Consider the following 23,480-nt stretch of genomic DNA (forward strand, 5'->3'; position numbering starts at 1 on the left):
TCATCTCTTTGGTCGTGTTACGTTTCATAACAAAGCTAGTACACCAGGAGCGGATTGTCAATATCATTTGTCCTCTCTCCGTGGATTTTTTGAAAAAAACGACTTTATCAGACACTAACTTCACCTGCGATGTGATATTAGTAAAAGAAATAGCAGAATTGACACTGCTATTCCCAATATTGGTCGGGCCGGTACTCAATCTCGGACTGGACCGCTATCGTTAGACATCCTGAAAAGGCGTCGTAATCTACAGCGTTGTCGCCTACATAATACCAATGCTTGATAACCGGCCCCTCCGCAGGCTCCTCGAAGCGGAACACATTGAGCTCGGACTTCAGCTCCACCACAGCCGCCCCTTTATCGGAAGCTACCCCGCAGATCGTAATTACCGTCAATTCGCCTTGCGGATCAAACGTATAGGTCGGGCCGTCCGTGCTGCTGACCAGCAAACGTCCTGTTACCGAATGCTTAACCAGTACTCTCTCCTGCTGTGCCATTATATGTCCCTCCTTGTAACTGTACTTCGCAAGCGGCTACGGTAGATCAATCACCATAACCAGGATATTCTCTTCAGCGGCAAGACTTAATGCACTGACCTCTTCAATCCGCGCCGAATCCTCTGGCTGCAGCTCGACATCCCCCTGCAGCTTCAGCCGTCCTTCAATTAGATATATAAAAATGCGCCGTCCCGGCTCCTGTTGAAAAGATAATACCTGGCCGGCTTCCGCCCGGCCGAGATAAATCGTCATATCCTGGGCAATACCCACGACCTCTTCCGAAGGCTCTGCAGCCACCACAGGCAGCAGTTCCCCTTCAAGCTTCGCCGGATCAAAGCGGCCGGTGCTGTAAGAAGGTGCCGTTCCGCGGGTACTCGGCATAAACCACAGCTGCAGCAGCCGTACCGGCTCGCTGTCCGAAGGATTATGCTCCGTATGAATAGCGCCGGTTCCAGCCGACATGCGCTGAATGCCGCCAAAGGTTGTTTCTGCTACATTACCCAGATTATCCTCATGGCGCAGCCTGCCGGAAAGCACGATGGAGACGATCTCCATGTCGCTGTGCGGATGGGCACCGAAGCCCCTGCCCGGCGCGATGGTATCATCGTTGCAGACGCGCATCGGACCAAACAAGGTATTATCGGGATCATAGAAATCACCGAATGAGAAGCTGTGGCTGCCTTGCAGCCAGCCGTGATCGAAACGGTGGGCGGATTGTACCGGATAGACTTGAATCATGTGATCCCCTCCTGAAAGTTTTGTGAGCATTCCTTCATAGATCTGCTTCGAACAAAACTGGCCTCGAAAGCATCTGCTAACAATATTTTAGCAGAAAGCACCGCAAAACAAAAAAACCGGCCAGCTTCCGCTGACCAGCCCCTGCTTCCCTTGACAGGTGAAGCTATTTAACCCTGAAATCCGTTCCAATGGGTAACCTGCTCCAGCGGCAATCTGACGGTTGGCCGTCCTTCCACCGCTGCCTTGCCCAGAGCAATCAGCATCACTGTTGTATAACGCTCAGGGATCTGGAAAAGCGCTCTGAAGCCATCGGGGTTGAAGCCGCCCATAGGCACAGTGTCATAGCCTTTCGCTTTGGCTGCAAGCATAAGCTGCATGGATACCAGGCCGCCGTCAACACGCGCGATGTTGTTCAGCACCTCAACCGGCATGCTGGAATATCCATCCCGGCTTCTCTTCGCCATGGCAGCTCCCACCTCCGGAGTCACATATCCGGCAGCCTCCGCGTATTCGTAAATAGCCTCTGCATTGCGGTATGCCTCGGAATCGCCAAGCACGGCGATAACGGCAGAAGCTTCTACCGTCTGCTGCTGGTTGTTGGCGATAGGGAGCAGCTGTGCCTTCAGCTCCTGATCCGTAATGACGATGAACCGCCATGGCTGCAGATTGGAGGAGGATGGCGCAAGAACCGCCTCTCCAAGAATCTCCTTGATCTCCTCCTCGGAAATCTTCCAGGATGGATCATATTTACGCACCGAATGCCGTTCGCGGATCACCTTGTTAAATTCCACTTCCGTTTTCAATTCCGTTGACATCACACTACTCCTCCTCTTCCTAATCCGGTTTATATTCTGTGTTTATTAACACACAGTTAAAAGCAAAAAAAAATACTCTCCCTGCGGCAACTCATCATGATGCGTTTAACTGTATTTTAATATGCACAGTATAATTCAAATAAATGAATCCTGTCAATAACCTGCTTTGCGCACCATATCGGCAAGCGTATACTGCTCCAGCACGTTAAGCACACTGCGATCCATTTCCTCCAAAACATCTCCGCAGGCCGCCTTCATCTGCTCTCCAAAAGCATTGATGCACATCGTATCTTTTACCGCTTTATTGCGGGATTCCCCCACTTCCAGCGCCAGGTATATTTCCGCAAGCGTCAGCTCCTCCGGGGCACGGTTCAGCAAATATCCGCCATCCCTGCCTTCCCGGGTCACCAGAATATGCTCTCTGGTCAGCTTCGCCATCGTGCGTCTCAACAGCGTTGCCTCCGACGAGAGAAGCTCGGCGATCTCGCAGCTTGAACAGGTGTCGCCTTTTTTCGCCAGGATCACAAGCGCCTGCAATACCAGTCCAAACGATTTATATTGAAGAGCTCCGCTGTTTCGCGTTTTTGTCATTATTCCCGCTCCTTTCGCCACATTCATGTAAGCTTAGTATAGAGCCCATCCCCAATTTTGGCAAAGAGAAAGCCCTGCCGGCATCGCAATACGATCTCGGGAGAGCTTGGCCGTTCGCGGAACCGGAAATTCCTGGATATCCGTACGTTTCGTTTAGATTGTAGAGATTTGGATTTCAGAAACAACCGCCCATTCCTTGGAAGTAGTATCCTTCAAATACACCTGGATCTTATAGTTTCCCTTTGCATTAAAGGTGCTGGAGAATTCAGCGGATTTGAACCAGAAGCTGTCCTTCTTGTCCTTGACCGATGCGGCATCAATATTTTCTGTTTTACCCTCCGGATCGCTGATGATTATTTTCAAATCCGATATATCGGTCTTCAGGCTGTCCACCTGCACCAAGACCGAAAATTTGTTGCTGACACCACTTCTGACCTTTCCAAAGATCTTCCCCTGATCATCAAGCAACGCTATGTTAACATTCGGCTTATAGACACGGACAGCCTTGGCGGATTCGTCCCAGAACATAAGCGCCTGCAGCCCCCCAACCAGCTGCTGGGCCGGCAGATAGGTCTCTCCTTCAACTGATAATCCAGCTTGTTTTTGCAGCACATTGTTCAAATAGACCGCTATATCCGGTTTGCCGGGCGCGGCATAAAGCATGGTTCCGCCTGAAATCATCGTTACACAAAGTGCTGCCAAAACCCTCTTTTTCATCTTCCCCATTCTTGCTCCCCCTCTCTATGACTATGCTGTTTATACCCTTCAGAGGGCAATTAGTTGCATAATATTAGAAAACAGTATAGCCGAACATTTGGTAGATCCAAACGGCGGCAGATGTGCATTGCTAAAAAAACCGGCTGCACCCGTCCTGTTAAGGATGGCACAGCCGGTTTCTCTGAAATCATATGATTAGGAACAGGACAACGTCCAGTCTTCCATGCAATTGTTGTTACAGCTTGGCAATCGTTTCAGTAAGCACTGGCACGATTTGCGATTTGCGGGAAACTACACCCTTCAGAATGGCTTTGTTATCTTCCAGCTTTACATTATAAGCCTGCTCTACAGCACCTGCAACGCGGCCCAGAGCCAAACCTACGGAATCGTTGTTCAGGATATCTGTAACAACGAACAGGAACAGATCAAGTCCTTTGTCAGCAATGATCGTATTCAGCGCGGCTTCCAGCTCTACCTGCTTGGAGAGCACATCGTTCACGTCCACCGCATTTACCTGGGCAATTTCCACTTTGTATTCACCCATTTTGAATTCCTTGGCATCCAGGGAAATCAGTTGTGCAATGCTCTTGTCGCTGAGGTCTGCTCCAGCTTTAAGCATGGAAAGTCCATAGCTGTCTGCATCCACACCGGCAATTTCAGCCAGCTCACGCGCAGCTGCCACATCTTCTCCGGTGCAGGTTGGCGATTTGAACAGCAAAGAATCGGAAATAATGGCGGACAACATCAGACCGGCGATTTCCTTCGGAATCGCTACTCCGTTTTCTTTGTACAGCTTGTTCAGGATTGTTGCTGTGCAGCCAACCGGCTCGGCACGGTAGTACAGCGGATGAGCCGTTTCAAAGTTGGCGATCCGGTGATGGTCGATAACCTCAACAACCCGCACCTGATCAATATCATTTGCGCTTTGCTGCCGTTCATTATGGTCAACCAGAATGACCTGTTTAGCTTCGCCTGCCACATTCTCTACCAGACGCGGAGCTGCCACTCCAAATTGATCGAGCGCAAATTGCGTCTCGCCGCTTACTTCTCCCAGACGAACCGGCTCGGCATCCCAGCCCAGTTCTTTTTTCAGTGCCGCATAAGCAATTGCTGAACAAATCGTATCCGTATCCGGATTTTTGTGTCCAAAGATCAATGTTTTTTCCATTTCCAATCTCCTTACTTTGTTTTTTGTGAGAATAATATACCATACATTGATAGGGACTAGCCAGATTGTGCAGCAGAACTTAAATTTGAGGCCACCATTTATGCTTATAAATTATATGCTTATACAAGAATAACCCGCCTACGAAAAAAGTCCGCTGGCAGGTTATCCGGCAGTCAGGGAAATGAAAATGCAGAATAAAAACGCCGTACTACTGCTTCCCGTCACCGTCATGGATCAGCAGCTGGCCGAGCCTTTCCGCCAGCGTACCTCCGCCGACCAAAGAGACATTGCCGATCCGCTCACTGATTTTCTCCAGAAACTCAAGCTCCTTCAGACGGTATAGCGTTTTGTTCTCGTCCATCAGCTTTGCCGTGTTCAGCAGACTTCGCGTGGAGGCTGTTTCTTCACGCCGGGTGATCAGATTGGCCTGTGCCTTCTTCTCTGCCAGCAGCACGGTATTGAGAATATCCTTGATCTCTCCCGGCAGAATAATATCCTTCACTCCGGCGGAGTGGAACTGTACACCATACCCTTCACTCTGCTCCTGCAGCCGGGAGAGTACAAAAGCCCCCACCTCCTGCTTCATCCGCAGCAAATCATCAAGCTTCAGGCTGCCGACGTATTCACGGAGCACCAGCTGCAGGCTGATATACATTTGTTCCTCCACCGATTTGATCGCCAGCGTCCGCTGCGGATTCACAATCGAATACTGGCAGACAAAATTGAGCCTGAGGCTAACCTTATCCTCTGTCAGCATCTCCTGACCGGTCATATCCATTTGCTGCTGGCGCAGGTCAACGGTTTTTACCGCCACCTTCACCGGACCTCTCCAGAAATCATATTTGCCCGGAGGCAGCTCCCGCTGCAGCATGTTATTGAAATAAAGAATGCCGATTTCATGTGCGGCTACCTCAAAGCTCTGAATCGCATATGGAAAACACGGCAGGATGGAGCGGTCAATCTCCGCCGGAATCTCCGGCTGGCGGCTATCGGCGCGGATGAACCGGTGCGTGCTGAGCTTCGTCCAGAAAGCATGCTGGCCGGGAGGAAGCAAGGTTCGGAATCTTTCGTCCTCATAATGCAGCACATATTCATAATCCGTTACGTTCACAATCTCCAGGTCACGCAGCAGCGCTTCGTCCTGCATGAAAACTTTCAACGCTTTGCCCGGGACGCTGAACGGCTCGCTTAATTTCAACTTTTCGATTTTCTGATCCGTAAAGCCTGTCAACCAGTATGTACCGTGCTCTAAATATTTGTCGTAGCTGCCTTTCTTGAACAATAGTCCGCGTTCATCGGCAGCAATCGTGATTTTATTTAACATTAGTTCCTCCCGAATCCGCCTTGATTCTCTGACTTGAGGCGGTTCCTCTGACCGTCGACCCCGGCAAAGAGATTCTCCCGGTTGCGGCCGCGGAGCCGGTCTTAAGGAGCGGGAGAGGCAAGTTCTCGAAGGAAAGGTTCACGGCATAACATCTTGAGGCCTGCCTGCAGCCTGAAGGTAATGTAGTGTCCTGACCGTCTATCCGTGCCCGTTCCCGGCTCCGGTATCCGCCGGCTGCATAGCAGCGCTTCCGGCGCCTGCCCGAAGGACAGGCCGAGAATCTCCGGCAAAGGTCTACTCATGTGCAATGCTCAAATTTTACCAAAGTCGCTTAAAAGGCGATGGGGATTCGAACCCCGAAGGAGGATAAGTCCCGGATCTGCTCTGCAGTATACCCGGCCATACAATGGCGGGCACTGCGGGATCATCAGAAATCCCCGCTAAGCACGCAGATCGTAAATACCCAAATCTATTATAATTTGTAAGTACCTCATTAATAAAGCTAAATTCCTTTAATCACAGCCATCGGCTTGCACTTCGCGACCACATCGGCTAAATCCGCCCCCGTAATGCTGTCGATGATCTGGTCCACATCCTTATAGGCCTGCGGGCATTCATCCAGAATCGTCTCCAGGGAACGGTGGTTGACGATGATCTCCTCCTCCGTGCCCACCTTCAGCGACTGGCTGAACTCATCAACTGTCACTGCCAGCCGGGTAGCTCTTCTGGAGCGCACTCTTCCCGCGCCGTGGCAAATGGAGTAGAAGTTCTTCAAGCCTTCCTCCCGCCCGAGCATGATGTACGAGGAGGTACTCATGGAGCCGGGAATCAGTGCGGGATGTCCTGTGTCCTTATACACAGGTGTGTTAAGGAAATGGCCCAGCGGCAGCGCACGGGTTGCCCCTTTACGGTGCACCAGCATCGGCTGGCCGCGGTGGAACTCCTTCAGCGCGTAGTTATGCATCAGGTCATACAACACCGGCATTTCAAACTGCGGCCCATACAGTTCCCGGAAAGCTTCCTGCACCCCGAAAGCGATCATATGCCGGTTGGTTACGGCAAAATTCAGCGCAGAGTACATCAGGTTCAGGTAGGCCTGCCCTTCCCGGCTGCTGATCGGCGCGTAATTCAGGTTCGGATCAGGATTACTTACGCCCCACAGATGCATCGCTTCCTTAATGGTTTTCGTATGCTCCCGGCCCACCGTTGCGCCCCAGGCCCGGGAGCCGGAATGAATCATCACGACAACCCCGCCGTCAAACAGCCCCCACTTCGCCGCCAGCTCCTTATGCTCCTCAGCAATCTCCAGATATTGAATCTCACAAAAGTGGTTGCCGCTGCCCAGTGTGCCAAGCTGTCCGTGGGCATTCTTGCGGATTTTGGGCGGCAGCTGCTCCAGCGCCGCATGGTCATAGCGGAAATTACTTTCCTCCACATGCGTGATCCACTGCGGCGAAGGAATATATTTATCGGGCAGGCCATTTAGGCCGTTCCGCACAACCTCCATAATGTCGATGTCGGCATAGTTGCTGTTGACGCGCTCGTTCGTCGGCACATACTTTTCAATCGCTTCAATCAGCTTGCGGCGGACCGCTTTGTCCTGCAAATCCTTCTTGAGCAGCGGTGTGGTGTGTACCCGCATCCCGCAGCCGATATCCACGCCGACAATCGAAGGGGAGACCATACCGTCCTTCATATTCCAGACTGCCGTGGTGCCGATGCAGGTTCCTACGCCCACATGCGCATCGGGGGTGTAACCCATATACTTATTGCGCGGAATCTGCAGGTTGTTATCAGCCATCTCAAAGATTTTGTCTTCAAACGATCCGTAAATTTCCTTGTTGGCGAACACATGCAGCGCTCCGTGCGGAAGCTCCAGCTCATAATGATTGCCGCCATGGGTTTTGCTGTTCCAATTCATTTCATTCTCCTCCTGAACGTAAAGTTTTTTCGACCCCAAAATAAAAAACTGCCGGTTCACGCGGTTCGCCGTCCTCTTCAGGAGCAGCAAAATCCAGCGTAATCCGGCAGCCTCAGCTCTTGTTCCTCATAGCTGCAGCGGCGCAGCCATGCTGCGCTCTGCAATCGGAATCCCCCTTGCCTTACGCCTCGCAGGAGAGATACCGGGAAGATAGATGCCGCCGGACAAGTAAACATAACGCTCATCTCGATGAACAGCATATAGCGGGCAGGCGGGATCCTGCGGCTGCGATAGCTGTAGCGGTTGCTCCTGTTTCTTTTCCTGACTCTGTTTTTTTATAAATTGTTCATGCCAACTCATCTTTGCGTTCATGGTTCTCTCTCCTTTCACGAATGGGTTCAACCGTGCTGGAATGCTTAAATTTAGGGTAAGCTAGCTCATACACAAGTGGAAACGGCTTTGCCTTCCACAAAAGGACGGTATCCGTTTCAGCGAGAAATAGAAGGATAATTTATAGCGTGAAGCATATAAAATTTTATATTTACAAAAAGACTGCGTCCCTCCGCCTCTTCCCCCAGCCGTCAAAAGGCCAGTAGGGTAAGACGAGGGATTACTCCCTCGGACTCCCCGTCAAACCGTGCATGCGGATTTCCCGCACACGGCTTTCCTTCGTCAGTTCCCCATCTTCAGGAGTGAGTTTCCTTCATCCGTCGCCGAATTGCCTATTTCACTCCTGAATTAGGAACGTGTGGTGAGTAAACTTGTTAGAAATACCATCCCCGCCGATTCCAGTACTTTGTTTGGAATCAGCCGGTTTGACACCGTAGATTTCTTTTGGCGCATAAAGGCTCGCACCCTCATTCGCGTCCATTCATCCAGACGTTGAAACTTTTTCTTCACATTCCCTATACCGAAATAATTTCCAAACCCTCGGGTGATTTCGTTTAACTTCTTGAGCATTTCGTTCAGGTTGTTTCCTTGCTGCCTACGGGTTGCGTTTCGGATTTTATCCTTATATTTCTTCACTTTCGCCTCCGGCAAGGTCACATACTCTTTCCGGAAGTCGAATCCCAGAAAACGAAATCCTTCTTCGAAATCCACTACTTTTGTTTTCTCCGGGTGCATCCGCAGTCGCAGGTCTTCTTCCAGTATCTTCTTTGCTGCCAGATACGCCTCTTTTGCCTGCTCCTTCGTCTTGCATAGGATCACTGCATCGTCCGCATATCTGACTACGGCAAATCCCTGCTCCTTCATTCCCCAGTCAAACGTGTTCAGATAGATGTTTGCCAGCAGCGGCGAGATGACCCCGCCCTGTGGAGACCCGATTTCCGTTTCATGGAACTGATCATCTTCCATGACTCCCGCCGTCAGCCATCCGCGAATGAGCGTCAGCACTTTTCCGTCGGTGATTCTCTCTCGTACCTTCTCCATGAGTCCTTCGTGTGGGATTTCATCGAAGAAAGATACAATATCCAGGTCTACTACGTGTTCATATCCGGTACGTTTGGCCCGCTGAATTGTTCGTATGGCTTGATGCGCCGAGTATCCTGCCCGGAAGCCAAAACTATAGTAATAAAAATCCTGTTCAAAGATGGGCTCGATAATTTGACGTACGGCTTGCTGACATACGCGATCTCGGATCGTGGGAATGCCTAGCGGCCTTAACTTCCCATTTTCTTTCTCGATGTAATGCCGTCTCACCGGATCGGGGAAGTAACGCCCTTGCTGCAATAACCTTTGGAGTTCCCTTAGATTCGTGCTCACCTTCTTCTCGTACATCCCGATGCTAACGCCATCGATTCCACCTTTTCCCTGATTCTTCTTCACCGATAGCCAAGCTTCGTACAGATTGTTCATTTGGTACACTTTATCGATTAAGGAATAGTAACGTCTTTTGGGTTTCATTGGTGTTTCACCACCTTTACCGCTACTCACCAAGCTGGTCTTGTTTCCGCTACAGAGGATCGATTCCTTGCTTGTTCCATCCGAGCAACTGCGTGTTAGAAAAAAAAATCAATCGCTCCTGCTGCCTAGAGATGTACTCAGGTCGCCCGTTTGCCTGTATCCCCAAGCGCTCTTTCGCTCTCGGCGGGACGCACCCTCTTGGTCAAACGCTCGTTGGTTTAGGCGCTTACGATCTCCACTCACGAACACTCACAGTCTTTGACGAAGCACGTTCCCTTGGCCTCTGTCTCTCCTCTTTTGAAGTAAGAGCAGGTTATGCGACACCACTTTTTTTTCTGGCGTTTGTCTTCCAGAAAAAAAAAATTCCAGGCGCATACTCATCCGGGTTTTCTCCTCCAGTCTGTTACCAGCTTTCATTGGCCCGGACTTACTCACTACTACGGAACGATCCGCCATCTCGTAGCCCTTCGGCTTGGCTTTCCCTTTCGGTTATACCTCCCCTACCTTGTCCGCGTTTGCGCCAAGGAGACTACGAGACTTCCCTCAGTTATCTGCATCTTCTGTTCCATCCATCCTGACCCTAATCACGTCGATGAGACTTACAGGTCATATCCCTTTGTTTGTTTTCCTGTAAGCTATACGATTCCGTATAGGTTTCCCCGTTTTCTTGGCGGGTCACCCAGCATCGCCGCCACCTCTGGTTCACTGCATTCCGGGCTGGACTTTGCCTGCAGGCCCTTCGGATTCCCCCTCGCGAGAGACACCCTGCCCATCCAACAACTCAGGTTGCCGGACGTCTACTTCGGCTACGGCACTTTAAAGGGTAAAGTTACCGGGTGGATTTGAACCACCTAGATGGTGCGACTGTGAGGCGCACAAGAAAAAGGCTGCGAGATACGCAGCCTGGGTTCCCAAAAACTCTGTGCACAGTTGCAGGTTATGCCTGCATACTGCCGAGCAAGGGGGAGCTGCGCAATACAATCGTATCGTCACTATAGGAGACAAATGATGGCTCATCACCGGATAGAATTCTCTCGCTGAAGCCTGTTTGATCATTCTGTTCAAAGCGATTGAGTATCATCATTGTTCCTGCACCCCCCTGGCCCATTCCGACCCGTAAATTTGTTGCCAGCTTACCATGTTATTCCAGATGATGTCAACTGCTATATAGTTTGAACTTAAGATCGCGGTTGAAATCCACAGACAAAGGTTTTTCAGCCACTATGCAGTCATCAAGGGATCTGACGCTTGGTCTTCGGCAGCGCCTCTGGCACTGCTTCGCCGTTCAGCGGTTCGTTATCCGAGAAGAGATCGGGATTCACAGCCAGCATCCGGCTTAGGATTTCAGTTGTTTCTACTGTGCCGCAGATCATTGCCACGGCATCCCCAAAGCTGCCCTTGCGTAAAGCACCGCCCGCTTGAAGCACCTGCTCCACCTTCCAAAAATGCTGCGACCAGGACAGTCCGCAATGTCTGCGGGAAGGAACGGCGATTTCTTCGCCTTCGGGCGTAACCGTGTAGAGCAGCTCATGGTCATCGGTCATTCTGCCGGGAATATCCACCCATTCCTCGATGCCATGGATGAACGTATTCCGCCGTAAATCGACGCCAAGCAGCATAATGTCGGCTTTGCGGTCGAGCAGCTTACCATAGACTGAATCCCGTGAGCAAGGCGTATCCCGGCTTTCCTCTCCGGCAATGAACGCCTGCGCATCCTTGCCCAGGGCGGCCACGGAATGGGTCGGATGCCAGGAACGGATCACTCCCGGACGGCGGCGGAACAATTCCGGCAAAATCCCGACGCAGACAGGGGAGTTTAATACATCAAATCGCGGATTAGTGGCATTAATATACGACCAGGTGTGTGTCGGCAGCACAAGCAGCCCGTCCTTCATATACTCACTGAGCACATCCAGTACCGTGTCTGCACCTCCCTGCACCTCACCGATGCTTTTTAACGAAGAATGAACGAGCAGTGTCCCCGACGGGTTGATTTCAAGTGCCTTCAACTGTTCAAACAAGCCTGTTTTGGTGTGCATTTTTGCTTCTCTCCTTCACGAAATTGTACAGATCATAAATCCTCTATTGCAAATTAGGTTATTAACTGATAAAATTATAGTAACTTAATAATATTCACAAAAGTTCAAATCTGTATACTCGCCGTTGTGTTCTATCCGATTTCCATATGAACCGAACGATTCCAATACATGCTTAGTCAACTAACAGGAGGTAATATACCATGAGTTTAACATTAAAAGGACTTCACCACGTATCCGCGATTACAAAGAAAGCACCGGAAAATTTCAAATTTTATACCGAAGTGCTTGGTCTGCGCCTGATTAAAAAGACCGTAAACCAAGATGACATCTCCGTGTATCATTTGTTCTACGGGGATGAGCTGGGCAATCCGGGGACAGAATTGACTTTCTTCGAGCTTCCGAATGCTGGACGCAACCGTGACGGCAATAACAGCATCTCTGCCCTTTCACTGCGTGTGCCGGATGATAAGGCGCTTGATTATTGGAAACAGCGTTTAACCGAGTTCAGCGTAGAGCATGATGAAATCACTGAGCGGGGCGGCCGCAAGACATTGGCCTTCCGTGATCCTGAGGGACAGCGTTTCAATCTGGTCTCGGACGAGAACAATCAGGGCGTGCCCGGCGGCAAGCCCTGGGACAAGAGTCCTGTTCCGGCAGAGCATGCCATTGTCGGTCTGGGCCCCGCACATTTAACCGTTGAAACAGCGGAACACACTGCCTTGGTGCTGGAAGATCTGCTTGGCTTCCGCCGCAAAGGCAGCTATCCTTCGCCCGCAGCCGGGCAGCCGGACATCATTGTATATGAAACCGGAGAAGGCGGTTCCGGCACAGAGGTGCATTTGGAGGAACGCAATGACCTTCCCCAGGAACATCTCGGACGGGGCGGTGTACACCATGTGGCCTTCCGCGTGGACAACGAAGAGGAATTAAAGCAATGGATCGAGCGCATCCGCACAGTACAGCTGCCCAATTCCGGGTTCGTTGACCGCTTCTACTTCCGCTCCCTCTACTTCCGCGAGCCTAATGGCATATTGTTCGAGCTGGCTACGGACGGTCCGGGCTTTGCCACGGACGAACCGCTTGAGCATCTGGGTGAATCGCTTGCCCTGCCGCCGTTTTTGGAATCGAAGCGCGCACAGATTGAAGCTCATCTGAAGCCGCTTGATACCCGCCAGCAATCTTAAGCCGGCTGTCTGTTAGTTTTTAAATACTGAGGCACGCCTCTTATATAACAAAGCCGCATTCTCTGTGAATGCGGCTTTGTTCATACTGCTGAATTCTACAGCTGGATATTTAGATTTCCGACCAGGTAACGGTGAAAACGTTATAGCCGGGCTGTGCTGTAGAAGGTCGGCCTGAGATGGAGACCGGGCTGATTCCGCCCAGTTTGCCGGTAATCTTCACAGTTGTTGCAGTTACCGTCTCTGATGCATTTTCCGACCGTTTAATCCGGGCATATTCACTATACACGAACCCCATCGTAGCCAATGTCTCCTGGGTCATATAAGTAAAGGAGGCCTTCATGACTCCGCCCGAATCCGTATCCAAAGTTGTTGTAACCACGGCATCTGCCGGAATCGGAAAATCCTTCGGCAGATTAGCAGGCCGCTTCACACCCGCCGCCGGAGTACTTGTGCCGCTGCCGGAGTTCCCGGAACCCGCAGTACCTCCGGTGCTTCCAGAGCTGCCAGTGCTTCCTGACGCTGCTCCAGTTTCGGCCCCGCTGCCGATTCTCACTTTGGAATTAACCGCATCATAGGCAACAGGCACGTCCAGGGCATCTGCGATGGAGCGGATCGGCAAATACGTCGTCCCCTCATAGGTGATTGGAGCCAAGGTTTTGCCGTTGGCATCCTTCAGCCAGTAGGGAGTTCCGTCCACAACAATACCGAGTCCATGATTCAAGTAAGCCTTGATCTGCTGCAATTTACTTCCTGCGTATACGCCAGCAGAACCGGTTACGGCCATGCCGGCTACAATTGTGGCAATCAGCCATTTTTTATTCATAGCAATCCTCTCCCGTATATTAGAATGATGTGAAATTGAATTTTGCGTCTTAATACTATTTAACACCGGGAGAGCTTTTCAACCTGCTAAGTCTCCAACTTCAGGCGATAATTCCAAGAAGCTCGGACAGATCCCGGATTTCATATGTAGGCTTAATCCCCGCTTCATTGGCTTTCTCCAACGGATTGAACCAGCAGGTGTCGATCCCGTAATTCATTCCGCCCTGGATATCCGATGTCAAAGAATCGCCCACAATCAATACTTTTCCCTTATCCGTAATCCCAAGTTTGGCAAAAGCATAATCGAAAATCCCGGGCTCCGGCTTCTGCGAGCCTGCCTCCTCGGAAATAATAATCTGCTCAAACGTATTGCAGAGTGGCGAACCTTGAATTCTGGACAACTGCACATCTTTGATTCCATTCGTGATAATCGCAAGTCTGCAGCCGGTGAGCTCGCCGCACAGTTCCACCGCCCCCTGAATCAAATAGGTCCCCTCACCCAAAAAACGCAAGTAGACTTCGCTGAAGGCCTCCGGACTGTATTCGAGCTTGTGGCGCGCAAACAACCGGTTGAACCGTTCCACCCTGAGCGCTGCCGAGGTAATCAGCCCCTGCTCCAGATCCTTCCACAGCGCCTGATTGATCTCGCGGTAGCTGGCCGCATATTCCTCCGCCCCCGCCGGCAGCCCGAAATGGGCAAACACATTTAGAAAAGCCTGTCCTTCCGCCATTCCATAGTCAAACAGCGTATCATCGGCATCAAATAAAATAACCTCGTATTTCATAATTCCCCTCCAGTTTTATGTTTCGTCGACAAACGATCTGCTTCTGCGATATAATTTAGACAGACCTGCTTAAAAAAATCAACGGTGGTGATTGTCATTTTATACGTTTTATCGTTTCTGGTGTCATTTTTCATCGTCTATTGGCTGATTCCTCCGCTTAGCAAACTGGCTTTCCGGCTTGATTTTGTGGACAAGCCCCGTCAGGATGTCGAACGCAAAATACATAGGGAGCCCATCCCTCTGACAGCCAGCTATGCCATATTTATCGGATTTTTCATTACATATCTGCTGTTTGCCCGTGACTTCTCACTGGAGACACTAGCCCTGTTCATCGGCGGTGTGCTGCTGCTGACTATAGGCACCATTGATGACTGGTACAAAACCAAGGGCAAGGATTTCCCGGCACTGCCCAAGTTTATCGTACAGATTGCAGCGGCGATCCTTGTTTTTCTCTCCGGTAATGCCTTTACCGGGTTCATTAATCCGTTCTCCGGGGATTACATCTCCCTGCCGGTTATTCTGCAGTTCGTGCTGACGATTATCTGGATCTTCGGCGTAACTACTGTCATTAACTTCTCTGACGGCATGGATGGATTAGCCGGGGGACTCACGGCCATTTCGGCAGTCACTCTGTTTATTGTCGCTGTGACCAAAGGGCAATCTACTTCCGCAATCATGGCCATTGCTCTCGTCGGAGTTACACTTGCCTATCTGCGCTACAACAAGGCACCAGCCAAAATCTTCATGGGCGACGCAGGCGCCACCTTCCTCGGCTTCATTCTGGCCGTGATTGCGCTGGACGGCGCGTTCAAGCAGGCAACGGTGCTGTCGTTGTTCATCCCGATTTTAGCGCTTGGCGTGCCGATTTTTGATAATATCTTTGTCGTCGTCAAACGCTTCATTCAAGGCAAATCGATCTATCAGGCCGACGCCACCCAGGTGCATTACCGCCTGCTCAAGGCCGGTCTTAACCAGAAGCAGGTTGTTGCCGTGCTTTATCTGGTCAGCGTGTGCCTGTCGCTGTCCTCGATCATCCTGTTGCTGATCGAGACTTAACAGACGGCTTATACTCAAACCGCCGGGTTTGCCTGAGCACGAAAATAAGAAAAACACCCTTAAACATGCAGGGTGTTTCAGACTGTAGACCAATAGGGTTTCAGAACTTGTCCCTGAGTTCTGAAACCCTATTATTTTATGTTTTTTACATATTCACCTGCGTTCTCTTATATAAAACTGGTATTGCCGCTGCTATAAGGATCATACCCATAAAAGCGGGTGCGGCAGACCCAAGTGATACATAGATTTGACCTCCAATGACAGGCCCAATCATTCTTGCTAAAGCCTGAATAGATTGGCTCCCCCCTTGAATCCTTCCTTGTTCACTAGAATCGGCAGACTTGGAGAGCATCCCATTAAATGAAGGCCCAAAGATCGAATCACCAAAACCAAATATAAACATGCCAGCGATAAAAAGAGGATAGAGTGAGAACAAAGCAGATAGCGCAATAAGACTGTAGCCTACAATCTCTGAAATCATTCCAAGAACTGCTATCTGTTTATCACTAAGTTTTGTCAAAAGCTTTGGCATTATGAAACCTTGTGAAACGATGTCTTGGGCGCCCATAATTGAAAACACAAGACCGATTAGTGCAGGCTTCCAACTGAAAGTATCCATTGTAAATTGGGATAAAACCGCCTGTAAAGATCCGTTGGGTATCCAAAGTAAAAACGCCGAGACAAGTAGCCTTTTTAAGTTTTTCGTGGAAAGCAGGTTAGCAAGCTGTGTAAATGGATTCAGTCTAACAAAGGTAATCTCTTTCAGTCTATTATTCTTGCCAAGGCTCTCAGGCATAAAAAAGAATCCATAAACAACATTCAATAAAGTTATTATTGCTCCAAAATACATGGGTACAGCATAACCAAACTTGGCAAGTAATCCGCCTAGAGTTGGGCCAATTACGGTGCCTACACCTACAACCGCACTCACCCATCCAAAGTATTTGGTTCTCTGCTCTGGAGGAATGATGTCTGCAAAATATGCGAAAATCGTGCTTATGCTCCCGCCTGTTATACCTTCTATTATGCGCCCGGCAAATAGTACCCATAGAGCTCCGCCTATGCCAAAAATGAAGTACCCGATTGCGGAACCCAAAAGGCATACTAAGAGCAAGGGACGACGGCCATATTTGTCGCTCAAAGCCCCAAGTACGGGGGCCGCAAAAAACACGCAGAGGGCATAAACAGAGGTCAGCAGCGTAACAACTATAGCTTGTTCTCCCGGATTGCTTGTATAAGTCTGCACTAAGAATGGGACGACAGGCATTATGATGCTGAAGCCTATTCCGCAAAGAAACACAGAGATAAGACCGAATATTAAAGCGTGTTTATCTACGGTTTGTTCTGTGTTCTGTTCATTGTGTGATCTAAATATGGACATTAAATCCTCTCCTCAAAAGCCGTTATTTCGTTTCCTTGTCAACAAAATAATATCTCCGTTTTGTTTCCTTGTCAACAAATTAAACAGCAAAAAAAAGGCGGCCCGTTCTCAATAGAGCCCGGCTGCCTGTGGTTTCATTTTCATTATTCCAAGTTATTCCGACTTAAAATCTATACCCAGTTTTTTTATTTCTGCATCTAAATGCCTACTATATTTTTCCACGAAGCTAAGCATACTGTCAAATTGTTCCTCAGTTACCTGCTCAAATATGGCTTTATCCCGCTCTTGAAACTCTTTGTGCAGGTCCTCATGGATTTTATAAATTACCTTCCCTTGCTCAGTAAGCCTAAAATAGATTTCTTTCTTGTTATCCTGCTTCTGGTAGCTTTCGATAAGGCCTTTTTTTATGAGCTTCTTAGTCATTTTACTTATGGCACCGCGAGTCATATAAAAGGACTCCGCAAGTTTTGTTACGTTGGAATCTACATTTTTTTCAATGTATTCGATGCAATGGACTTCAGAAGACTTATAACCCTTAAGACTGTCTTCCATCTTATCCTTATTAAGCCAAACCATCTTGTTATATACGTCCCTGAAGCCCATTATGACCTGTTCTTCTTTGTTCATGGCCTGTCCTCCCACCCGCTCAGTGCATTAACAATATAATATAGTATTTTTTGTTTCTATTTCAACATTGTCAAAATAATTGATTAAATAACCAATACACGAATGGAGGGAATATAGTGTGATTTTAAAACAGATTCACAATGAATTTGACAAAGCAAATAGGGTTTTGAAACAGAAATAATTCGTTTCAAAACCCTATTTGTCTACAGTCTGAAACACCCTTAACCTCCAGGGTGTTTTTTTATTGCGCTGCGTTGCCCCCGCGGTGGCGGGCCAGTTGGCACTGGTTATTGCGGCTGCTTTCCGGGTTGGTGCTGACTGCTGCGACCGGGGTTCAGCTTAGATTCTGGACCCATAATTGTACTTCGTACAACTAAATAGGCAGAAATCACCTCTTGTCACCGTTTAGTTGCACTTCCTGCAATTATAATCGCAAGAAAGGCCGTTACAGACGCATATCCTCATTTATAGCTGTACGGAATACAATTAACGCCTACAGCATGCCAAAACCCTCTTATTTAGTTGTATAGAATACAGTTATCCTAAAACACTTACTTTTGGGATATATCGCCACCTATCATCCTTCCTACCGTCCACCCTCCGATTCCATCCATCCTCACTCCCCGTGTGCTGTCAGACAAACTCTAAGTCAGTCATCCTTATGGGTGAAATCATACAACCTCCGGTAAATAGCCACAATCTCCGGCATCGGCATCCGGACGAGTCCGCTCGACGACGGGGCGACGAACTCGCGCACTCCATCCACTACCGGTTCTATATGCTCCTGAAATCCCCAATCTGCTTTTGGTTTACGGCTGAATTCAGTGTAGACGCCCTTGCCTACAAAGCAGGCTACCTCCGGCCGGTAGAGCGCCAGCTTGGCACGAAGCAACCCCCGCCCCTCGGCATACTCCTCGCGGGTAATATCCTCGGCCCCGCGGGTTGGACGGGCTACAATATTCGTGAAGCCGTAGCCGAGCTTCAGCAGTTCACCGTCCTCCGAGGCATCATAGAGGCGCGGCGTCAGTCCTGACTGCTCAAGAATCCGCCAGAAATTATTGCGCGGATTCGCATAATGATGCCCCAGCTCGCCCGAGCGGAGACTTGGATTGAATCCAATGAAGACGATCTGCAATCCGTGATCCAGGTGATCCGGCACATCTTCCATATCACATTCCTCCTGTACTGGAGATTTGGTGCTATTGTTCTTCCGGTGCACTTAATGGCGCTATGCAGGCGGGTGGAACCGGCTCAGCCAGCCACACCTCATTTCCGGCATAATAGAAGGTTACACCAGACTCTACAGCCTTAACCGTATCCACGGCGAGCAAAACAAGCTTGCCCCTGCGGCTTCCGGCCAGAGTTGCGAAATGCAGCCCCTCCGATAAATGCACATATTGCCTGCCCATCGGCTGCAGCCCCTCTTTTACAATCGCCGGCAGCGCATTCTGGTGAGTGCCATGATAGAGCACGGACGGCGGTGTTCCCGGTTCATAGGCAACTTTGGTGTGGCTGTGTCCGTATCTCGCTTTGACCCGCTCCCCCTCAATGGCGAACCGCTGCTTCTCACTGTTCGTGACCGTTTGGCGGATATCTTCTTCTGTAATATGAGACCACTTCGGGGCTGCGTTTATCACTGCGAGCAATTCCTCCAGCAGACAGGAACCATCCTCCGGATCTAGAAATAGTCCATACTGCTGCGGAGTATGCCGAAGCAGCTTGGTCATAAATTTGCTGAGCGAAACCTCAGCGCTATGGTTTAACATAAATTGCACCTCTTATAATCACTGTATAATCATTTTGTATGGGATTCCATCCCTATAGCTTACAACCGCGGATCCACCGGCTCAGATTCCAGTGCCAAAGCAGCAAGCACACATTCATGAATCCGCTCCAGCGGCTCTTTGCGGATAAAACGTTCCACGGACTCGGCGCTAAGAGCACATTCCATCAGGGCGTGCCGCTCCTTCTTGCCGGTCTTGCGCAGTTTTAACCGTGTCAGATTGTCAGGCTGCAAATAATCGATGCCATATATGATGTGCAGGTATTTGCGTCCCCGGACTTTGATCGCAGGCTGAATCATCGAGCTGCCATTTCGTGATATGAAAAGTTCCGGCTTGATCACGATCCCCTCATGACCATTCTCCGTCATCTCTTCCCACCAGGCGATAACCTCAGCTTCATCGGCTTCACTTGCGACAGTCCGGTATTCAGTCTCCATAAAGAGCGGAGAAACACCGGCAAGTTCGCGGTTTTTCTCCATATGCCAGAGATGGCTATGATCAAAAAAACTCTGGCCGCTATGCGCCAAGGTATGAAAAGGAGCAATCCTGATTCCTTCCAGCCCGCTGACATCCCAGCAGTATTCTTGAAAAGCTTCACGGAATACACGGGCATTCCTCAGCTTCTCGTCCATTTCCTGTACCCAGCCGGATACATCGCGCCCGTTACTCTCCGCTTCTCGCAGCTTCTCCGCAAGATGTCCGCGGTCCATTACGGCGGCTTCTGCGACATGCGCATACTGGGAAGCGATCAATTCACGAGCCTTCAGGTTCCATGGAATAATTTCGGCATCCAGCAGCAGCAGATCCGTATCATGGCGGACAAAATAATCCGCTTTCCGCAAATCGGCATTCAGCTTAGCCAGTACTTCGGACTCCGTTTCCTTGTCAAAGAATGCCCGGCCCGTCCGGGTATAAATCGTACCCAGTGTGGGACGTCCCACATAGGATACTGCCGCTTCCTTGTCGCGAAACAGCATCAGGATAGCCCTGCTGCCCATGTGCTTTTTCTCGGCGATCATTGTTTCCACACCCTGTTTGCGATAATAGGCAAAAGCCTCACGCGGATGCTCCAGGTAAGATTCATCTGCGGATACTGCCGGAGCCGGACTCATGGTCGGAGGAATATAAACCAGGTCCTCCAGCGGAATCGTAAAATGGGAGACGGTATCAATGGCTGCTTTGACGAATTCACCGCGCACAGAAAGTTCACCATAGGCAGCTGTCATAACGGAGTACCCTTCCACAAACTTCCGCAGGTTAGGCGGAGAGAAACGGCCGCGTTCCCAGCGGATCAGCGGGCTGTCCGGGTCCTGGGCGTAATCTCTGTGCGCCTTGACAGCAACAAACTGCTGTTCAGGATACCGGTAAGCCGTCAACGAGCCGCCAAAGACTGCGCCTTGATCAATGTTGACCGTATTCTTAACCAGAGTAGGGTAAGGTCTCGGATCATGCCCCCAGACAATCAGCTCACCGGAGTCATGCTGCACATACCATTCCTTGCGTACAGGAGTGCCCTTCCCCTCACTTCCTTCTGTATCACCGTAGCGGCAAAAGTCCTGAATCCGTTTCGACTGCCTGCCGATAAACTCATCGCGGATTCCGGCATGGGCAACAACCATCCGCCGTATACCACCCCGTCCATACACCAGATGACTGGGGGCGGAGAGCAGGAACTGCTTCAACTCTTCTCTAAGTTTACTAGCCGCAGCCTCACCCTCTGCCAGCGCATACTGCTCCAGCTCGGCGGCAAACTTCTCATCGCCATGGCTTAAGGTAACCTTGCGCCCCCCAAGATACCGGGCAATCTTCCAGCCATGGTTGCTGTCGACCATACGTGAGATTCCGGCGTCGCTGTGCCGCTTCCAGAATCTCAGTGCATCCAGTGAGTTGGGACCACGGCTCATTACATCACCTACAGAGATTAGTTCTCTGCCTTCAGGATGGCGGTACAATCCGCTCTCATCAGCGATATAGCCCAGCTGATCAAGCAGTTCCAACAACTCATCGTAACAGCCGTGAATGTCGCCGATCACATCAATCCCTGCACCCATTTCAATCAGCAATTCATTCTGCTTGCGGACAAACTGCACACTTTCCGTTTCTTTCAACATATATGTGAAATCAAAGCCTTCATCGCGCAGCCCTCTTAGCGAACGCTTGAATTGGCTAAATTGCGCCTTGACCCGCTGCCTGCCGCGAGGCAATTCACGTCCCTTATCCCGTTCAAGCAGGATCTGTTCCGGCAGATCGAGCACCCAGGCCGTACAGGGCAGATCATAATCTGCTGCCATCTCTATATATTTCTTACGGTATTCGGGCAGCAAATGTGTGGCATCCACCACCGTCAGCTTCCCCATCCGGCAGCGCATGGATATCATTGTGTTCATCGCTTCAAAGGCCAGTTTCGACAGCAATTGATAATCGCCATACAGAATATCCGCTTCTTCACGGGGATGGCCCTTCCAATCAATAAAATCGATATCACCCACTAATGAGCGGTAATCGTCGGAAGAGACGATCTCTGTCTGCAACAATATGCCTTCTTGCACCAATCTGCGGAGCAGAGTCGTTTTGCCGCTGCCGGAAGGCCCCACCAGTACGACGATGCCTCCATGAGGAAACGGAATGACCCGCTGCCCTTCCTGTCTCTCTATCATTGTGATGTTTCCTCCTTCGTAAATATGGCTATCTGCGTCGGGCAACCGAAGCCTTCCATGTATTCGCCTATCCCCTTCAGCTCCGCAGAGTAACCAAAGGCTGTCGTCCAGCGGGAACACCAGGCGGAAAATGCTTCTCTCCCCCATTCAAAACGATGGTCGCCATGACGCATCTCTTCCTGCTCCATCTCGTACACCTCGTTGTATTCCTTATTCGGGGTAGTTATAATCAGGGTCTTTGGACCATATTCGGCGAAAACAGTCTCCATCACCCGCGCCAGCCGGTGCTCATCGATATGCTCAATTACCTCACAAAGAATCATTACATCCTTGTTCCGCAGCGACTCATCGAAATAGAACAGGGATCCGGTTACCGGCTTAGGCACGATAGTTCCTTGCCTGCCTTCCAGCTTGGCGAACCGGTCCATGGCTCTCAACTGAGCTGTGGCAGAGGGCTCAACTGCTTTAATATCACGGACACCAGGCACGTTGGCGAGTATGGCAGAGAGCTTGCCTTCCCCCGAGCCGAAGTCAACAATACTGGCTTTAGCTTGCAAAGCTTCAACGGTAGCGGCAATAGCTGCGTAACGCAAATCATTCAACCGGACTTTCGGCTCTTCTGGAGCCTCGGATTCGAAGGATTGATCAGGTAAAGCATTTGGCGCATCCATTGAACCTTTAACAGCAGCTTCCTTTTCATTTTCATCAACAAAAGCTCCGCCGGAATTCTGAGTGCGGCCCTCCAGCGCCTCGAACTGCTTAATTACCCCAGCGAAACGCAGCGTCCGTTTCAGAATCAGCGCTCGCTGAGGATGATCCTGAAGCCAGCCTTCGCCATAACGCCTGATTTTATCAACCTCATCCTCACTGATATAGTAATGCTTGTAATCATCCAATGCGGGAATGAGCACAAAAAGCTGCTGCAAGGCAGTCTGGAGTGTCTGAAATCCTTTTAGTTTAATATAACGGACAGAACTGCGGTTCTTGAGGTCAAAGGAATACTCCGCCTCTCCCCGCTCCAGCACCACTTCATAACCAAGCGCAGTGAACAACTCTTCAAGTGTACGGTCAGGCAAATTGGAGGCTACAGGTCCAAAAGAAAGCTCGAGTGCAAGGCGTTGGCCTACCCAGGGCAGATACGCTTCTTTCGGTTTGCCGTTCAATGCAGTACCCAGTGCGGGACGGATATAGGTGCAGAACAGACTGCTGGTTACAAATTCACGGTCATTGATATATTGCGTGATGTCGTTGTGTGCGGAGGAAGAACCCTTCACCAGCTCAATTGGGTCGGGTGTTACATAGATGACCGCCTCCGTCTCTTCTTCGGAAGAGACTGTGAACACAATACGCACTCTGGCTTCTTTTTCAATCCGGTCATACAGATTATTCGGGTTTTTAGCGAGCAGATGAGAGAGCATTCCTGCTCCTGTTCCTGTCGCCTTGATGATTAAATGCATAAGGTTGATCTC

General features: G+C 50.1%; 24 protein-coding genes. 2 read left to right on the plus strand and 22 right to left on the minus strand.

The annotated features are described in order from the left end of the window. Positions 1-167: 167 nt before the first annotated feature. The 14 genes from NYE29_RS04630 to NYE29_RS04695 all read right to left on the minus strand — a co-directional run bounded on the left by NYE29_RS04630 (position 168) and on the right by NYE29_RS04695 (position 11,715). On the minus strand, positions 168-497 hold the full coding sequence (locus NYE29_RS04630; protein WP_340894617.1) for a hypothetical protein: 330 nt from the start codon (positions 495-497) through the stop codon (positions 168-170). A 36-nt stretch (positions 498-533) separates the two neighbouring features. Next, positions 534-1,235 carry a pirin family protein gene (locus NYE29_RS04635; protein WP_340894618.1) on the minus strand — a complete coding sequence of 234 codons (702 nt, stop codon included), beginning with the start codon at positions 1,233-1,235 and terminating at the stop codon, positions 534-536. Between the two features lie 167 nt (positions 1,236-1,402). Further along, the gene (locus tag NYE29_RS04640; RefSeq protein WP_076110011.1) at positions 1,403-2,050 is read right to left on the minus strand and encodes a nitroreductase family protein; all 648 of its coding nucleotides are present in this window, start codon (positions 2,048-2,050) and stop codon (positions 1,403-1,405) included. A 153-nt stretch (positions 2,051-2,203) separates the two neighbouring features. Beyond that, positions 2,204-2,641 (minus strand): RrF2 family transcriptional regulator, encoded by a 438-nt coding sequence (locus NYE29_RS04645; RefSeq protein ID WP_340894621.1) that lies wholly within the window; start codon positions 2,639-2,641, stop codon positions 2,204-2,206. Positions 2,642-2,794: 153 nt separating this feature from the next. Beyond that, on the minus strand, positions 2,795-3,367 hold the full coding sequence (locus tag NYE29_RS04650) for a copper amine oxidase (RefSeq protein ID WP_340894622.1): 573 nt from the start codon (positions 3,365-3,367) through the stop codon (positions 2,795-2,797). Positions 3,368-3,593: 226 nt separating this feature from the next. Continuing rightward, a complete protein-coding gene (locus tag NYE29_RS04655) occupies positions 3,594-4,526 on the minus strand; it encodes a manganese-dependent inorganic pyrophosphatase (RefSeq protein WP_340894625.1) in 933 nt (310 codons plus the stop codon). 208 nt (positions 4,527-4,734) lie between these two features. Further along, complete coding sequence (locus NYE29_RS04660) at positions 4,735-5,850, minus strand: slipin family protein (protein WP_340894626.1); 1,116 nt, start codon at positions 5,848-5,850, stop codon at positions 4,735-4,737. Positions 5,851-5,951: 101 nt separating this feature from the next. Continuing rightward, the gene (locus NYE29_RS04665; protein WP_340894627.1) at positions 5,952-6,152 is read right to left on the minus strand and encodes a hypothetical protein; all 201 of its coding nucleotides are present in this window, start codon (positions 6,150-6,152) and stop codon (positions 5,952-5,954) included. A gap of 200 nt (positions 6,153-6,352) precedes the next feature. Then, positions 6,353-7,771 (minus strand): RtcB family protein, encoded by a 1,419-nt coding sequence (locus NYE29_RS04670; protein WP_340894628.1) that lies wholly within the window; start codon positions 7,769-7,771, stop codon positions 6,353-6,355. Positions 7,772-7,897: 126 nt separating this feature from the next. Further along, a complete protein-coding gene (locus tag NYE29_RS04675) occupies positions 7,898-8,143 on the minus strand; it encodes a hypothetical protein (protein ID WP_340894629.1) in 246 nt (81 codons plus the stop codon). Between the two features lie 366 nt (positions 8,144-8,509). Beyond that, on the minus strand, positions 8,510-9,676 hold the full coding sequence (ltrA, locus tag NYE29_RS04680) for a group II intron reverse transcriptase/maturase (RefSeq protein ID WP_340894630.1): 1,167 nt from the start codon (positions 9,674-9,676) through the stop codon (positions 8,510-8,512). Positions 9,677-10,311: 635 nt separating this feature from the next. Beyond that, complete coding sequence (locus tag NYE29_RS04685; RefSeq protein WP_340894631.1) at positions 10,312-10,449, minus strand: hypothetical protein; 138 nt, start codon at positions 10,447-10,449, stop codon at positions 10,312-10,314. Between the two features lie 164 nt (positions 10,450-10,613). Further along, complete coding sequence (locus tag NYE29_RS04690; RefSeq protein WP_156130815.1) at positions 10,614-10,760, minus strand: hypothetical protein; 147 nt, start codon at positions 10,758-10,760, stop codon at positions 10,614-10,616. 148 nt (positions 10,761-10,908) lie between these two features. Beyond that, positions 10,909-11,715, minus strand: coding sequence for an AAC(3) family N-acetyltransferase (locus NYE29_RS04695; protein ID WP_340894634.1), 807 nt, complete (start codon positions 11,713-11,715; stop codon positions 10,909-10,911). Between the two features lie 200 nt (positions 11,716-11,915). On the opposite strand from NYE29_RS04695, the gene NYE29_RS04700 reads away from it, so the two are divergent. Beyond that, positions 11,916-12,899, plus strand: coding sequence for a ring-cleaving dioxygenase (locus tag NYE29_RS04700; protein ID WP_076110018.1), 984 nt, complete (start codon positions 11,916-11,918; stop codon positions 12,897-12,899). Positions 12,900-13,008: 109 nt separating this feature from the next. On the opposite strand, the gene NYE29_RS04705 is transcribed toward NYE29_RS04700, so the two are convergent. Both NYE29_RS04705 and NYE29_RS04710 read right to left on the minus strand, forming a co-directional pair. Beyond that, on the minus strand, positions 13,009-13,722 hold the full coding sequence (locus NYE29_RS04705) for a hypothetical protein (RefSeq protein ID WP_340894636.1): 714 nt from the start codon (positions 13,720-13,722) through the stop codon (positions 13,009-13,011). Positions 13,723-13,822: 100 nt separating this feature from the next. Then, positions 13,823-14,506 (minus strand): YjjG family noncanonical pyrimidine nucleotidase, encoded by a 684-nt coding sequence (locus NYE29_RS04710; protein ID WP_076110020.1) that lies wholly within the window; start codon positions 14,504-14,506, stop codon positions 13,823-13,825. 96 nt (positions 14,507-14,602) lie between these two features. On the opposite strand from NYE29_RS04710, the gene NYE29_RS04715 reads away from it, so the two are divergent. Beyond that, entirely contained in the window at positions 14,603-15,562 is a 960-nt protein-coding gene (locus NYE29_RS04715) for an MraY family glycosyltransferase (RefSeq protein WP_179091714.1), read from the plus strand. Between the two features lie 145 nt (positions 15,563-15,707). Here NYE29_RS04715 and NYE29_RS04720 read toward each other — a convergent pair whose 3' ends face one another. From NYE29_RS04720 to NYE29_RS04745, 6 genes are all read right to left on the minus strand, one after another. After that, positions 15,708-16,943 carry an MFS transporter gene (locus NYE29_RS04720; protein ID WP_076110021.1) on the minus strand — a complete coding sequence of 412 codons (1,236 nt, stop codon included), beginning with the start codon at positions 16,941-16,943 and terminating at the stop codon, positions 15,708-15,710. Positions 16,944-17,096: 153 nt separating this feature from the next. Next, positions 17,097-17,570, minus strand: coding sequence for a MarR family transcriptional regulator (locus NYE29_RS04725; RefSeq protein WP_076110022.1), 474 nt, complete (start codon positions 17,568-17,570; stop codon positions 17,097-17,099). A gap of 649 nt (positions 17,571-18,219) precedes the next feature. Then, complete coding sequence (locus NYE29_RS04730; RefSeq protein WP_340894637.1) at positions 18,220-18,738, minus strand: mismatch-specific DNA-glycosylase; 519 nt, start codon at positions 18,736-18,738, stop codon at positions 18,220-18,222. A gap of 31 nt (positions 18,739-18,769) precedes the next feature. Then, entirely contained in the window at positions 18,770-19,336 is a 567-nt protein-coding gene (locus tag NYE29_RS04735) for an RNA 2'-phosphotransferase (protein WP_076110310.1), read from the minus strand. 59 nt (positions 19,337-19,395) lie between these two features. Continuing rightward, positions 19,396-22,011 carry a polynucleotide kinase-phosphatase gene (locus NYE29_RS04740; RefSeq protein WP_076110311.1) on the minus strand — a complete coding sequence of 872 codons (2,616 nt, stop codon included), beginning with the start codon at positions 22,009-22,011 and terminating at the stop codon, positions 19,396-19,398. Next, positions 22,008-23,468: a 3' terminal RNA ribose 2'-O-methyltransferase Hen1 gene (locus NYE29_RS04745; protein ID WP_340894639.1), complete on the minus strand. Its 1,461-nt coding sequence runs from the start codon at positions 23,466-23,468 to the stop codon at positions 22,008-22,010. Before NYE29_RS04745 ends, NYE29_RS04740 begins: the two co-directional genes overlap by 4 nt. Positions 23,469-23,480: the final 12 nt, after the last annotated feature.

Source organism: Paenibacillus sp. FSL M7-1046, from assembly GCF_038007405.1.
GTDB lineage: Bacteria > Bacillota > Bacilli > Paenibacillales > Paenibacillaceae > Paenibacillus_AQ.